The organism is Natronococcus jeotgali DSM 18795, assembly GCF_000337695.1.
GTDB lineage: Archaea > Halobacteriota > Halobacteria > Halobacteriales > Natrialbaceae > Natronococcus > Natronococcus jeotgali.
Genome location: NZ_AOIA01000165.1, coordinates 1 through 14,240, shown reverse-complemented (window position 1 = coordinate 14,240; position 14,240 = coordinate 1). Strand labels below are relative to the sequence as shown.

Annotated in this window: 13 protein-coding genes and 1 tRNA gene; 11 read left to right on the top strand and 3 right to left on the bottom strand. The window is 65.6% G+C overall.

Features of this window, described 5'->3' with window-relative positions; genetic code table 11:
• Positions 1 to 602: ferric iron reductase (locus C492_RS20725; protein ID WP_239643468.1), on the top strand; the 602-nt coding region annotated here is incomplete at its 5' end.
• Here the strand turns inward: C492_RS20725 and C492_RS20720 are convergent.
• Positions 585 to 1,886, bottom strand: coding sequence for an RNA-guided endonuclease InsQ/TnpB family protein (locus C492_RS20720; protein ID WP_008427228.1), 1,302 nt, complete (start codon positions 1,884 to 1,886; stop codon positions 585 to 587). The genes C492_RS20725 and C492_RS20720 overlap by 18 nt on opposite strands.
• A gap of 218 nt (positions 1,887 to 2,104) precedes the next feature.
• Between C492_RS20720 and coaBC the strand changes: the two genes are divergently transcribed.
• The 9 genes from coaBC to C492_RS20675 all read left to right on the top strand — a co-directional run bounded on the left by coaBC (position 2,105) and on the right by C492_RS20675 (position 12,820).
• Positions 2,105 to 3,319: a bifunctional phosphopantothenoylcysteine decarboxylase/phosphopantothenate--cysteine ligase CoaBC gene (coaBC, locus tag C492_RS20715; RefSeq protein ID WP_008427227.1), complete on the top strand. Its 1,215-nt coding sequence runs from the start codon at positions 2,105 to 2,107 to the stop codon at positions 3,317 to 3,319.
• Between the two features lie 151 nt (positions 3,320 to 3,470).
• On the top strand, positions 3,471 to 4,037 hold the full coding sequence (gene hpt / locus C492_RS20710; RefSeq protein ID WP_008427226.1) for a hypoxanthine/guanine phosphoribosyltransferase: 567 nt from the start codon (positions 3,471 to 3,473) through the stop codon (positions 4,035 to 4,037).
• A 356-nt stretch (positions 4,038 to 4,393) separates the two neighbouring features.
• Positions 4,394 to 6,178: an ABC transporter substrate-binding protein gene (locus tag C492_RS20705; RefSeq protein WP_008427225.1), complete on the top strand. Its 1,785-nt coding sequence runs from the start codon at positions 4,394 to 4,396 to the stop codon at positions 6,176 to 6,178.
• A 151-nt stretch (positions 6,179 to 6,329) separates the two neighbouring features.
• Positions 6,330 to 7,388, top strand: a complete 1,059-nt coding sequence (locus C492_RS20700) for an ABC transporter permease (protein ID WP_008427224.1) — start codon at positions 6,330 to 6,332, stop codon at positions 7,386 to 7,388.
• A complete protein-coding gene (locus C492_RS20695; RefSeq protein ID WP_008427223.1) occupies positions 7,385 to 9,121 on the top strand; it encodes an ABC transporter permease in 1,737 nt (578 codons plus the stop codon). The genes C492_RS20700 and C492_RS20695 overlap by 4 nt, the downstream gene beginning before the upstream one ends.
• A complete protein-coding gene (locus C492_RS20690) occupies positions 9,121 to 10,476 on the top strand; it encodes an ABC transporter ATP-binding protein (RefSeq protein WP_008427222.1) in 1,356 nt (451 codons plus the stop codon). The genes C492_RS20695 and C492_RS20690 overlap by 1 nt, the downstream gene beginning before the upstream one ends.
• Positions 10,473 to 11,813: an ABC transporter ATP-binding protein gene (locus C492_RS20685; protein ID WP_008427221.1), complete on the top strand. Its 1,341-nt coding sequence runs from the start codon at positions 10,473 to 10,475 to the stop codon at positions 11,811 to 11,813. The genes C492_RS20690 and C492_RS20685 overlap by 4 nt, the downstream gene beginning before the upstream one ends.
• A 2-nt stretch (positions 11,814 to 11,815) precedes the next feature.
• Complete coding sequence (locus C492_RS20680) at positions 11,816 to 12,250, top strand: DUF7555 family protein (protein WP_008427220.1); 435 nt, start codon at positions 11,816 to 11,818, stop codon at positions 12,248 to 12,250.
• A gap of 54 nt (positions 12,251 to 12,304) precedes the next feature.
• On the top strand, positions 12,305 to 12,820 hold the full coding sequence (locus C492_RS20675) for a DUF7529 family protein (protein ID WP_008427219.1): 516 nt from the start codon (positions 12,305 to 12,307) through the stop codon (positions 12,818 to 12,820).
• Between the two features lie 255 nt (positions 12,821 to 13,075).
• On the opposite strand, the gene C492_RS20670 is transcribed toward C492_RS20675, so the two are convergent.
• A tRNA-Met gene (locus C492_RS20670) sits at positions 13,076 to 13,150 on the bottom strand.
• A gap of 327 nt (positions 13,151 to 13,477) precedes the next feature.
• Complete coding sequence (locus C492_RS20660; RefSeq protein ID WP_008427217.1) at positions 13,478 to 13,744, bottom strand: HAH_0734 family protein; 267 nt, start codon at positions 13,742 to 13,744, stop codon at positions 13,478 to 13,480.
• 121 nt (positions 13,745 to 13,865) lie between these two features.
• On the opposite strand from C492_RS20660, the gene C492_RS20655 reads away from it, so the two are divergent.
• Positions 13,866 to 14,147: a 50S ribosomal protein L44e gene (locus C492_RS20655; protein WP_008427216.1), complete on the top strand. Its 282-nt coding sequence runs from the start codon at positions 13,866 to 13,868 to the stop codon at positions 14,145 to 14,147.
• Positions 14,148 to 14,240: the final 93 nt, after the last annotated feature.

Here is a 14,240-nt window from a genome sequence, read left to right as displayed (position 1 = left end):
TCAGAGATGTGTATAAGAGACAGGTCTTCCTCGAGCGCTACGTCGCGGTCGTCGTCCCCGAGCAGCTGCGCCTGCTCTCGGCGTACGGCGTCGCGCTGGAGAGCCACCTCCAGAACAGCCTGATCGTCTTCGACGGCCCCGAGCCGGTCGCGACGCTGGTTCGGGATCTCGGGGGCATTCGGATCCTCCGGAGTCGGCTCGCCGAGCGCGGACTCGCGGTCGATCCCTACCCCGACTCGGACGTCGACGCCGCCGACGAGACGGCCCTCTACCGGAAGCTCTACTACGCGCTCTTCCAGAACCACCTGGCGGAGCTCGTCGCGACGGTCGCCCGCGAAACCCCCGTCGACGAGCGGGACTGCTGGACCCTGGTCCGCGAGCGATGCGACCGGACCTTCGAGGGGCTGCGGGCCGAGGGCGCGGCTCCGTCGGCGCGACTCGACCGCGATCGGGCGGCGCTGCTCGAGCAGCCGACGGCCCACAAGGCCCTGACCGCGATGCGCCTGCGGGGCAAGCGCCACGAGTACGTGACCAGCGAGATCTCGAACCCGCTCTCCGCGGCGGGGCGGGAGCGAATCGTGCCGTCAGCTACCCACGACTGAAGTCGTGGGCTTGTCAGTGGACTCCCCTTCTGCCGTCGAATCGACGGAGGCGCGGAAATCGCCGTTCAGGTTCAGCGTCCCTGACGTTAGCGCACACTGACAGGGTGCGCCTCCACCCGAAGACTTCTGCCCCGAGTGGAGTTTCTTGAGAAGTTTGCGAGCAATGTTCTTGCTCGCGTTGTAGTCCGCGTTCAGTTCGTACTCGCACTTCTGGCACACGAACTTGTGCTTCGACCGTCGATTGTTCTCGTGGGTAAAACCACATGACGAACACCGCTGAGACGTGTATGCGGGACTCACCTGCTCGACCTCGAGACCGAACATCTCGGCTTTGTATTCGACATACTGGTAGAGGCGTCGGAACGTCCATGCGTGGAATCGCTTCGCTCCAGCCATTCGCTTGCGAATATCGGTCAGATTCTCGAACGCGATATGCGTACACGCATGGTTACGGGCTTCTTCGAGAATCTGGTTCGAGGCACGATGCAGTTCGTCTTGCATCCAGCGGTGTTCGCGGTCTTTCATCGACTGAATCGACAGGTGTGCCGACCGCGTTCCAGCCTGTTGCATCGACCCACGAGTCTTCTCAAATTCTCGGCGCCGATGATTCATCTCGTCGGCATTCCCGATGAACGCACCCGTGGAACTCACGGCGAGCGAGCCGTCCACGTTTAGGTCAACGCCAAGGACTGTTCTGTGCTTGGCGTTTTCAGAAGTAGGCGTGGACGACTCTTTCTCGCTTTCAGTTCGACGCATCCGCACGTGGAGATAGAACGACTCAGAGTGGCGGTCGTACTGCAACGTGGACATACGGAACTCGTAGTCCTCGTTCAACAGATACGCACCAATTGGTGTCTCCTCAGTGTCGTCGGGAATCACATAGTCACACTCGATGCGACCGTTCACCGTGGACAGAGAAACGTGGTCGCGGTGGAACGTCGCAGAGCGTTTGTCGTAGACGACGCTCCAGGCGTCGAAGTGTGGTTGACTCGTGTCGTCGCCTTTCTTGAGTCGGGCGACACCGCTTTTCGTGGCCTCGATAGCGCGTCGAATCCCCTTCTGCACGAGGTTTGCAGTCAACTCCGTTTCGTTACGAAGTTGGTCGTAGAGGGCTTTCTCGGCGTTCTGTTTCGAGGTTATGCAGTAATCGTTCGGGTGCCTCCACGCCCACTCTGCCGTAGTATTGGCACAGTGGAGGAAGTGGTTCTTCGTCTGATGGAGGTCGTCGCACCGCTGGTTGGGTACGTCGAGTTTGATTTTGACGGTGCGAATCACGCCCTCCATCTGTGCTTCACATGTCGAACTATCTCTTTATAAATTCCACGACTGGCGCGGGGGAGTCGGCTTGCTATCGTTCGTGGTTTGATTCGAGGCTTGTCGGATTCCTCCCACGGCTAAAGCCGTGGGCTTCCTCTTGCCTCTCTGTGAGCCGAGACGGCGTCCGCGGTCCCGTCGCGACGCCTCGCTACGCTTAACACGCCCCGGGAGCGAGTACCTGTCACATGCTCGAGGGAGTCAACGTCGCGCTCGGGGTGACGGGGTCGATCGCGGCCGTCAAGACGGTCGAGCTGGCCCACGAGCTGCGCCGGCGCGGTGCCGCGGTTCGCGGGGTAATGACCGACAGCGCGCGGGGGATCGTCCACCCCTGGGCCGTCGAGTTCGCCACCGAGAACGACGTCGTCACCGAGATCACGGGCGGGGTCGAGCACGTCGAGCTCTGCGGCTACGAGGGGTGGGCCGACGTCTTGCTGATCGCGCCGGCGACGGCCAACACCGTCGGCAAGATCGCGGGCGCGGTCGACGACACGCCCGTGACGACCTGCGCGACGACGGCGCTGGGCGCGGACACCCGGGTCGTGATCGCCCCCGCGATGCACGAGCCGATGTACGACCACCCCGGCGTCCTCGAGGCGATCGAGACCGTCGAGGCGTGGGGCGTCGACTTCGTCGAGCCCCGGCTCGAGGAAGGGAAAGCCAAGATCGCGAGCGAGGACGCGATCGCCGCGAGCGTCGCCCGCGCGGCCGGAACCCGTTCGCTCGAGGAGCGCCGCGTCGTCGTCACCAGCGGCGCGACCAGCGAGGCGATCGATCCCGTCCGCGTGCTGACCAACCGCTCGTCGGGCAAGACCGGGCGGGCGGTCGCCGAGGCCTGTGCGGCCCGGGGCGCCGACGTGACGCTGGTTCACGGCGTCGTCGGCCCGCACGCGCTCGAGGCGGGCGGCGGCTCGGACTGGGAGTCGCTCCCCGGGATCGACGTTCGCCGGGTCGAGAGCGCGAGCGAGATGCTCGCGGCGACGGAGGCGGCCTGCGAGGACGCCGACGCCCTGGTATCGGTCGCCGCCATCGGCGACTACACCCTCGAGTCCAGCCCCGAGAAGATCCGCTCCGGACGGGAGCTGACCCTGGAGCTCGAGCCGACGCCGAAGCTCATCGACGAGATCCGCGCCGATCGTCCCGACCTGTCGATCGTCGGCTTCAAGACCGAGACGTCCGGCGACGACGAGGCGATGGTCGACCGCGCCAGGGAGACCCTCGAGCGGGCCGACCTCGCCTTCGTGGTCGCGAACGACGCGAGCGTCATGGGATCGGATCGAACCCGTGCGCTGCTGGTCGAGGACGACGCGGCACGGGCCTACGAGGGCTCCAAGACGGGGCTGGCCGTCGAGGTCGCCGACGCGCTCGCGGTCGAACTCGGGGACGCCGATCCCGCCGCCTGACCGTCGGGTTCGCGTCGGCTCCGGACTCATCGCGACGTGCGGTTCGGTCACAGTGGCCGATCTCGGCCGGAGAGACCCGAAACGGCCCGATATCGGTCTCGAGTCCGTCGCGTATCGTCAACTTTTACTCGCCCACCGTCCGACCCACGACATGGACCAGTTGAAGCGGTCGCTCCTCGAGGCGCCGATCATCGAGAAAGACGGCTACCACTACTTCGTCCACCCGATCAGCGACGGCGTCCCGAAGCTCGATCCCGGCCTGCTTCGCGAGATCGTCATCCGCATCATCCGGAAGGCCGACCTCGAGGACGTCGACCGGATCGTCACGCCCGCGGCGATGGGAATCCACATCTCGACCGCGGTGTCGCTGATGACCGACATCCCGCTGACGGTCATCCGGAAACGGCAGTACGGCCTCGACGACGAGGTCGCGATCTTCCAGGAAACGGGCTACTCGGAGAACGAGATGTACATCAACGACGTCCGTGAGGGCGAACGCGTCCTCGTGCTCGACGACGTGCTGTCGACGGGCGGGACGCTGGCAGCGGTGCTCGAGGCGCTCGACGAGATCGGCGCGGAGGTCATCGACACGGTCGCGGTGATCAAGAAGGCCGGCGGCGAGAACAAGGTCGCCGACGCCGGCTACGACGTCAAGACGCTGATCAACGTCGACGTCGTCGACGGCGAGGTCGTCATCGTCGACGAAGAGGGGGATTAAGTTACGCGGGGCGATCCGCCCCGGAACAACTCCAGCCACGTTCTCTATTGTTTCAAGGGGGATCGGACGCTCTCCAACGACCGTTCTGGAATCGCGCCCCTTCTGGACGGCTACTCGGATCGAGACAGCCGAAGTGGACGGGGTAAGTATTGCGCCGTCACAAAACAATACATCTATATATTAGCTTTCCACATGAAAGATCATGGTGCAACGACACGAGGTCACGTCCCGCCAGCGGCGGTCGGTGGGGCGACCGCTCTCCCGCGTTGGTCGACAGATATATGACTTGGTTTTGGGAACAGGTACCTATGTCCGATAGTTCGGATAACCAAGGTGTAGATCGATCGCGACGGAAGATGCTCGGGCTTCTTGGGGGAAGCGCGACCGTCGGGCTCGCCGGGTGTTCGGCCCTCCTCGGGGACGAAAACGGGGACGACGACAGCGGTGGCAGCGGCGACTACGAGGTCAGCGAACACGCGGACAAGGCCCAGGCCGCCTGGCAAACCGTCGTCGACAATCCCGGTCCCGACGCCGAGGAGACGCGCAACGAGGCCTACGTCGAGATCGAGGAGGCCGTCCGGGACGACATGGTCCTGCTCCCGCTGTACCACAGCAAGGGCGAACGCTTCTGGTACGACTACGTCGACATCCCCGAGCACGGCGCGCTCGGGAGCCACCACCAGCAGTTCAACGAAGTCGAACTCGAGGGCGACAGCGAGCTGAACCTCCTCAACAGCAGCTTCGACGAGCTGGACCCGATCATGTCGACCGACACCGCGTCGGGAATAGTCATCACCCAGCTCTACGAGACCCTGACCCACTACCCGAACGGGGTCGCCGAGGTCGAGAACCAGCTCATCGAGGGGGTCGAGACCTCCGAGGACAGCCAGACGTGGACGTTCACGCTCAAGGAAGGCGTCCAGTTCCACGACGGCCAGGAGCTGACGGCCGACGACGTCGTCTACTCGTTCCGCCGACTCGCCGAATCGGAGTACAGCGAACGAGCGAACTTCATCCTCGACACGCCGCTGGGTCTGGGCATCGAGTACGAGGAGGGCGAGGACGGCGGCGTCGCCCCCGACTCGATCGGGGTCGAGGCCGTCGACGACCGAACCGTCGAGCTGACCCTCCGGGAGCCCAACCCGGCGGTGCTCGATATCCTCACCTACGACGGGTTCGCCATCGTCCCGGAAGGAATCGTCGGGGACATCGAGGGGTACGACGGCGAGGTCGACCACGACGAGTTCCGCACCGGGATGGCCAACGGGACCGGCCCCTTCCAGTTCGACGGGTTCACGCCGGGCGAGGAGATGCGGGTCGTCCGCAACGATAACTACCACGGCACCGCCGCGAGCGTCGAGTCGGTCCACTGGGAGATCAACGAGGACCCCGAGTCGCGGTTCACCTACGCGATGGAGCAAAACGCCGACGTCTTCGACATCCCGACCTCGCAGTACGATCCCGAGCTGATCGACGCCGAGGAGGACGACATGGGACGGGAGGTCGGCACCTACGGCCCCTTCGAAAACGACGAGGAGACGAACTACCTCGCGGTCCCCGAGCTGGGGACGTACTACTTCGCGTTCAACGTCACGAACGTCCCCCGCCCGGTCCGGCAGGCGATCGCGTACGTCGTCAACCACGAGGAACTCATCCAGGACGTCCTCTCCGAGCGCGGGTTCGAGGCCTTCAGCTTCACCCCGCCGCGGATGTGGCCGACCGGCGACGACGGCTACGACCAGTGGGTCGACGAGTGGCCCTACGGCGTCAACGAGACCGACATCGAGGGCGCTCGAGAGGTCCTCGAGGAGACGGACTACACCTCGGACGATCCGTTCGAGATGACGGCCGCCACCTACGAGTCCGCCCCCGAGTACGCCGAGATGGCCGAACTGATCCGCCAGAAGCTCGGCGACCTCCCCGTCGAGATCAACAACAACTCCACGCAGTTCTCGACGCTGCAGGACCGCGGCGAGGACGGCGACCTCGAGATGTACTCGCTGGGGTGGGTCTGGAGCTGGCCGGACGTCGCGTACGGCCACTTCGGGTTCGAGCCGAAAAACACCAACACCTCCGAGATGCCGAACTCGGCGACCGGGTACTACCTCGACTGGCAGGCCAACTTGGACGAGGAAGCCTGACGGATCGGCTCCGAACGACGAATCGTCCGACCGATCGTCCGTTCTGCGGACGGTCCGAAACGAAATATTTAGATGCCGTTAGAAAATCAACGGTGAGTGTAAGAATGGGAACTCATATTCGAAACGTGTTTAGAATTGATAGTGATGCGCCATGAGCCGGTGGGGCTACTTCTTCCGACGACTGCTGCTGTCGATCCCGGTCCTGTTTCTGGTCATGACGTTCATCTTCGTCCTGTTGCGGATGGGACCGGTCGATCCCGTCGCCGCGAGGCTCGGTCCCGAGGCGACCGGCGCAGAGGCCGCGCGAATGCGAGAGCGACTCGGCCTCAACGACCCCCTCTGGGAGCAGTACGTCGATTTCGTCACCGACTTTCTGGTTCTCGACCTGGGTCAGTCCTGGGTCGTGTACGCCGACTGGGAAGTGACGACGATCGTGATGAACTCGGGGCCGCCGACGCTCTGGCTCGGCTTCTGGGCCATCCTGCTTCCGCTGTTTATCGGCATCCCGCTCGGCTTCTACGCGGGCCTTCGACCCAACAGCTGGAGCGACTACACCGCCTCCGTCAGCGGTATCCTCTGGCAGGCGATGCCGAACTTCTGGCTGTGTATCATCCTGCTCGCCGTGTTGCGCCAGACCCAGGGCGGCGGGTGGCTCGGGTTCGACTGGTACGCGTTCGGCCCGGAGATCAGGAGCATCACCGGGACGCCGAGCCTGGACTTTCTCTCCTGGTCGAACCCGTTCGGCGCCGTCCCGTTCCCGACCGGGATCGACTGGAGCGCCCTCGCCGTCGACGTCAAGCTGATCCTGCCGCCGGCGCTGGTTCTCGGCTCGGCCTCGATGGCGGCCGAGTTGCGCATCGGCCGGACGGCGATCCTCGAGACGATCAACTCGAACTACGTCGAGACCGCCAGGGCGAAGGGACTGAAGAGTCGCGCTATCGTCTGGAAACACGTCTTCCGAAACGCGCTCATCCCGCTGGTTCCGGTCATCACTAACGAGGCGTTCCTGCTGATCGGCGGCTCGGTCATCGTCGAGTCGATCTTCAACATCAACGGTCTCGGCAGGATCTTCTTCCGCGCGATGGTGCAGGGCGATCTTCCCCTGGCCGGCGCGTTGCTGTTTATCTTCACGCTGATCATCATCTTCCTGAACATCGTCCAGGACTTCCTGTACACGATCATCGACCCGCGAGTGGGGTACGAACGATGAGCACGAGCATCACGTCCGAGACGGGGGAACCGGATTCCGAAGAGACCGTACTTCGCGAACGAATCGCCGAGAACCCGGGTCCCGCACTCTTCTGGCTCGCGGGTGCGGCCGTCCTGCTCGCGCTCGAGCTGGGCCGGATCGCGGGGTGGATCACCGGTCTCGGTTCGGCGGTCGGGTTCGCCGTCAACGTGATCGCCGGGATCCCGCGCTGGATCGGCGGCAACGTCGCCGACGCGACGGTTCCGATCGCCGAGTACTTCGTCGGCGACGCGCTGTCGCTGCTGTTGTTGTTCGGCGTGGCCTCGTTGCTCGTGGGGCTCGCGCCCTGGAGCGCCGCGGATCGGTTCGACTTCGGTGCGAGTCCTCGAACGATGGCCCTCCTCGAGCGGGCGGCGGTAACGGCCGTTCTGGCCGCCCTCGCCGTCCTGTTCGTGTTCACGCCCGTCGGAGGGCTCGTTCGAACTGCGGCCGCGGCTCCGTTCGACCTGCTGTCGTCGCTCCCGACGATCACCGACCACGAAGTCATCTCGAACCGGGGCCACCGAACGCCCGGCGGCGGCTGGGAGGGGACGTTCCTCGGCCTCTCGCCCGCGGTCGCGTGGGGAATTCGCGTCCTCCTGGTCTACGGGTACGCCCTCGTCCTGATCGGGTGGGTCTGGAAGGGGTACGAGATCTTCCGGACGCACTACCGACAGGCCGACTGGACGCCGCGCGACGACACGTTCGATCGGTTTCGCAGCCACTACTGGGGGCTGTTCGGACTGGTCGTCGTCGTGCTGTTCATCGCGACGGCGCTCTGGGCGCCCGCCGTCAGCCCGGTTCCGGCCGAGGAGAACATCTACTCGCCGTACTCCTACGAGGTGGAGTACCTCGAGGACGGCGAGGTCGCCACGACGACGATCGGAAACGCGAACCTCGATACCCAGTCCGACGGGCAGAACACGGTCGGCCCGATGAGCTACGACGAGTACGACCGCTGGGCGCCGCTGGGAACGACGCCGAACGGACAGGACATGCTCACCCACCTCGCGTACGGCGCCCAGACCTCGCTCGTAATCGGCCTGCTGGCCATCGGTCTCGGCGGGCTGATCGCCGTCACGATGTCGCTGCTGACGGCGTACTACAAGGGGATCGTCGACGTGCTGACGGTGATCGCCAGCGACTCGATCATCTCGATCCCCGCGTTCCTCCTCGTGATGATGCTGTCGGTGATTTTCGACCAAGGGAACCACGTGCTCGCGGAACCGCTCAACGGCGGCGTCCTCCTCGGGCTGATATTCGCGTTCGTCTACTGGCCCGGTATGTGGCGGTCGATCCGCGGCCCCTCGCTCCAGGTCGCCGAGGAGGAGTGGGTCGACGCCGCCAAGAGCTACGGGCAGACGCCGGCGAACACGATGCGAAAACACATGGCCCCGTACATCGCGGGGTATATCATGATCTACGGCTCGTTGCTCCTCGGCGGCGTGATCATCTTCACCGCCGCTCTCTCGTTCCTCGGGCTGGGTATCAACGCTCCCACCCCCGAGTGGGGCCGACTCGTCAGCGACGGCCAGTCGTTCGTCTCCACGTCGTCGTGGCACGTCGCGACGATCCCCGGTCTCGTCATCGTCCTCGTGGTTACCGCGTTCAACGCCCTGGGCGACGGGCTTCGCGACGCGATCGATCCCGAGGCCGCCGCCGGCGACGCCAACACCGACGATACCGGTGCCGCAGCGGCAGGAGGTGGTGGATGATGTCTCTGGAACGATCCCCCCGAACGACGGCCGAACGTGACGAACCGATCCTCGAGGTCCGGAACCTGCAGACGGCCTTCTTCACCGAGAAGGAGACGATCCGGGCCGTCGACGACGTCAGCTTCGACATCCGACCCGGCGAGACGGTCGGCATCGTCGGCGAGAGCGGTTCGGGCAAGAGCGTGACCGCCCGCTCGATCATGGGGCTGGTCGACTCGCCCGGCCGGATCCTCCAGGGCAGCAGCATCCGGTTCGGCCACGTCGAGACCGTCCGGGAGTACGCCGAGGCGTTCCCGAACCGGACGGTCGACCTCGAGTCGCTGCGAGCCGAGTACGATCCGAACGACTTCTTCGCCCGAGCCGCCGTCGACGTCCGTCCGACCGACCTCGGCTACGAGCGGGCCGACGACGTGCCCCTCGAGGACGTCGTGGCGGCGGGCTACGGCGACGCCCTCGGCGTCGGCGACGGCGACTGCGTGTTCGTCACGGACGGCTCCCCGGAGTCGCCGTCCTCGATCGCGGACGGGTTCGTCGAGCTCACGCGGCTCGACGGCGAGGCCCAGCGGCGCATGCGCGGCGGTCGGATCGCGATGGTGTTTCAGGACCCGCTGACGAGTCTCAACCCCGTCTACACCGTCGGTAACCAGATCAAGGAGGCGTTGCGCCTCCACCAGGGACTGCGCGGCGAGGCCGCGACCCGCGAGGCCGCCGAACTGCTCGAGGACGTCGGCATTCCCGACGCCAGACGGCGGGTCAACGAGTACCCGCACCAGTTCTCCGGCGGGATGCGCCAGCGGGCGGTGATCGCGATGGCGCTGGCCTGCGAGCCGGAGCTGCTGATCTGCGACGAGCCGACGACGGCGCTGGACGTCACGATCCAGGCCCAGATCCTCGACCTGCTCGCGGAGCTGCAGGAGGAGCGAGACCTCGCGATGATGTTCATCACCCACGACATGGGCGTCATCGCGGAGATCAGCCACCGCGTGAACGTCATGTACGCCGGCGAGGTCGTCGAGACCGCGGGCGTGAACGACCTGTTCGCGGATCCGAAACACCCCTACACCCGGGGGCTGTTGCAGTCGATTCCGGGACGCCAGGAGGGAGATCGACTACAGACCATCGAGGGGAACGTGCCGACGCCGAACCAGCCGGCGACTCACTGTCGGTTCGCGCCGCGGTGCCCGAAGGCGTTCGCCGACTGCGAGGCGGTCCACCCCGCCTCCGTTCCCGTCGAGGAGGGTGCGACCGATCACACCGCGGCCTGTCTGCTCTACCCCGAGGAGCTGCCGACCGCGGAGGCGGTCGCCAGACACCGGCGCCGGGCCGACACCGAAACCCGAGGCGATACCGAATGAGCCAGCAAACGATCCACTCGGACGCCGACGTATCGACCGATAGCGACGAGGACGCGATGATCTCCGTCCGGAACCTCAAGACCTACTACGACGAGGGCGGGCTGCTCGGCGGGACGCCGGTCAAGGCCGTCGACGACGTGAGCTTCGACATTCGAAGCGGCGAGACGCTTGGCCTCGTCGGCGAGTCCGGCTGCGGGAAGACGACCCTCGGTCGGACGCTCCTCCAGCTCGAGGAGGCGACGGCCGGAGACGTCCTGTTCGACGGCGTCGACGTCACGAAACTCGACGGGTCGGAACTCCAGGAATGGCGTCGGAACGCCCAGATGGTGTTCCAGGATCCCGAGTCGAGCCTCAACGACCGGATGACGATCGGTGAGATCGTCCGCGAGCCCCTCGACGTACACGATTGGAAGACCCCGCGCGAACGGCGCCAGCGGGTCAAGGAGCTGCTGGCCACCGTCGGCCTCCAGCGCGAACACTACTACCGCTACCCCCACCAGTTCTCCGGGGGCCAGCGCCAGCGGATCAGCATCGCCCGGACGCTCTCGCTCGAGCCGGATTTCGTCGTGCTCGACGAGCCAGTCTCGGCGCTGGACGTCTCCGTGCAGGCCGAGATCATCAACCTGCTCGAGGATCTCCAGGCGGAGTTCGGGCTGACGTACCTCTTTATCGCGCACGACCTCTCGGTCGTCAGACACATCTGCGACCGCGTCGCCGTGATGTACCTCGGCAACGTCATGGAGATCGGCCCGACCGAGGAGTTGTTCGCGAACCCCTCGAACCCCTACACCCACTCCCTGCTGTCGGCGATCCCCGAACCCGACCCGACGAGCGACCGGGAGCGGATCACGCTGCACGGAACGCCGCCGAACCCGCGGTATCCGCCGTCGGGGTGTCCGTTCAGCACGCGGTGTCCGACCCGGATTCGCCCCGAGGAGTTCCGGGCGCTCGACGACGAGCTGTGGACCCGCCTCAACGCGCTGAAAAACACCCTCAGCGAGCGCAAACGCGCGGAGCTGTCGGTGCGCGAGCGCGTCCGCGCCGCCGTGGGCAAGGACACCCGCTTCGGCTCGATCGAGGAGCTGTACGACGACCTGTTCGGCGACCTCGAGGTTCCGCCGGACGTACAGTCCGCCCTCGACGAGATCGAGACCCACGCCCGAAACCGCGACGAGGACGAGGCGCTCGCGGTGTACCACGACGCCTTCGGGAGCGTCTGCGAGGCCGAGACGCCCGAGTACTACTCGACCGGCGACGGCGAGCACCGCAGCTACTGTCACCGCCACGACGAGGGCTACCGCTCTCCCGGTGCGGTCCTCGACCGGCGCCACCGGTAGCGATGCCGGACGCCGACTCGAGGGACCGACTGCGCCGATGGGGCCGGATCTGGGCCGACGGCCTCGCCTACGCCCTCGCCGTGGCGCTGTTCGCCGGGGCGGGAAGCCTCGTGCTCAGCGTCGCGACCGGCGGGGGACTCGTCCGCGCGAAGACGCTCCTCTTTCTGGCCGGGTGGCTCCTTTTGGCCTACGGAACGGTTCGGCTCTGGCCGTCCTCGCCCGACGACGTCGACGCCGATCCCCGGACTCGAGGCGAGCCGACGGCCGGCGGCCCGCCGACGCGGTTTCAGACGGTCGCTCGAGCGCTACCCCCCGCCAGGTGGACCGCGCCGCCCCGTCCCGAACGACGGCTGTCGACGGCGGGCAAGCTGTTGCTCGGGGGACTGCTGGTTCTGTTGCTGTCGTTGCTGATGGAGGTCGTCTTCGGCGTCGCCTGAGAGCTCGCCGGGACTTCGGAAAAAAGTTAACCGCCTTCCCTCGGACGATAGCATATGAACGACGACGCGCGCGCCCGCGACCCGCGAACCGAACGCCGACGCGATCCCACGGGTGCCCAGACCGAGGCCTGGAAACAGACCCTCGAGGACATGGACGCGCTCGCCCGACAGCGCCGCGACGACGGGTGGGACGTCCTCACCGTCCGGGCCGCACAGACCGACACCGTGAGTCGCGATACGGGCGACCCGGACCGGTTCGGACTGGTGCACGTCGTTCCCGACAACGACGCCGACGAGTTCGCCGAGACCTACGACGAGGAAGCGTTCACCGAGTATCTGGCCTACGGCGCCTCGATCGGCGGCTACGTGTACCTGGTCACGGAACTCATCGATCCGTCCGCCGAGCGATCGATCCTGATCGCCGGGCGGTACGACCTGGCGCTCGCACGCGGGATGATCACCGCCGCCAGGGACGAGGGCGTCCTCTATACGCACTGTAAGACGATCGACGGCACCACCCTCGGCTCGTTCGAACACGAGGAGTACGAGCCGCTGCTTCCCGACTCGTAGCGTCGCTCGAGCGTGCTCGCCGTGCTCGTCGGTCGGTTCAGCCCTCTAAAGCGTCGGGAGGCGCTACGACTGGCGCTCACGGATTCAGTCGAGCCAAAGCAGAACGGGAGGTAGATTTGAACCAAGGTAGTCGCAGCGTCCGTGCGAAGCGAGGACGACCGTCTACCCGAGGTTCAAATCTACTCCGTACGGCTTTCGGGGATTCCGGACTCGCTTCTCGTCGTGCTCGTCGTTCGTCGTTGAATCCCTGAAAAGTAGCGGGAGGTAGATTTGAACTACCGGTCTGCGGGTTATGAGCCCGCCGGAATCTCCTGGCTATCCCATCCCGCTACTTCTTCGTAACGCGGTCCGCTAGTTAAGGGTTGTGATTCGGACGCCGTATGTGGGTTTCTGTCGTCGACTCGTGCGGGCCGTCCGGGCGCGGCGGCCCTCGAGTTCGGCCCCGAACCAACCGGTCCGTTCGGAGCGTTCGTTCTCGAGTAGCGGACGCCGGAGCCGTCGCTCGCGGCGTCGATGCGTCGCCGGTCGCGAGAACGCGGCGAACCGGCTCGCCGAGAGCAAGCGTCGACCCGCCTTCGAAGCGCCTCGACGGGGACTGCCGCCGTCGGAGTCGGGACTCATGGCCGATCGGAACGGGGGATCGCCGCGGCTCGAGGCTCAGACCCCGAGGTCGGCCTTCGGACGGACGACCTCGACGTCTTCGGCGTCGACGCGGTCGACGTCGAGAAAGTGGGGCGTGAAGTTTCGCTTCTCGAAGTCCTCGAACTCCGATTCGACGCCGACGGTACACCACAGCTGGACCTTCTCGGGGCCGTGCCACTCGCCGTTGCGGCTGACGGCGAAACACACCACCTCGGTCCCGTCGTAGTCGACGATGGCCCCCTTCCGGATGCCGGGATCCCCGTGGATGATGAGACGCTTCATGCGGGAGGGTTTACGCGAGAGGGGATTAAACGCTTCGAAGGTCGAGGGACCGCCCGACGACGAGGACGAACCAAACGGGTTTTAAACGGCGCTACCGTAGGCCACGCCAAGTGAGATAACGATGCAGATGCCACGCCGATTCAATACGTACTGTCCGCACTGCAACGAACACCACGAGCACGAGGTCGAGAAGTCCCGAACCGGTCGGTCCTCGGGCATGAAGTGGGACGCTCGCCGCACCCGGCGCAACACCGCGACGATCGGCAACTCCGGTCGCTTCTCGAAGGTCCCCGGCGGCGAGAAGCCCACCAAGAAGACGGACCTCAAGTACCGCTGCAACGAGTGCGGTAAGGCCCACCTCCGCGAGGGATGGCGCGCTGGCCGAATCGAGTTCCAGGAGTGATCACGATGGCAGGAAACTTCTACTCGGTCCGCTGCGGTGACTGCGAGAACGAACAGACGGTCTCCTGTCTCTTATACACATCTCTGATGGCGC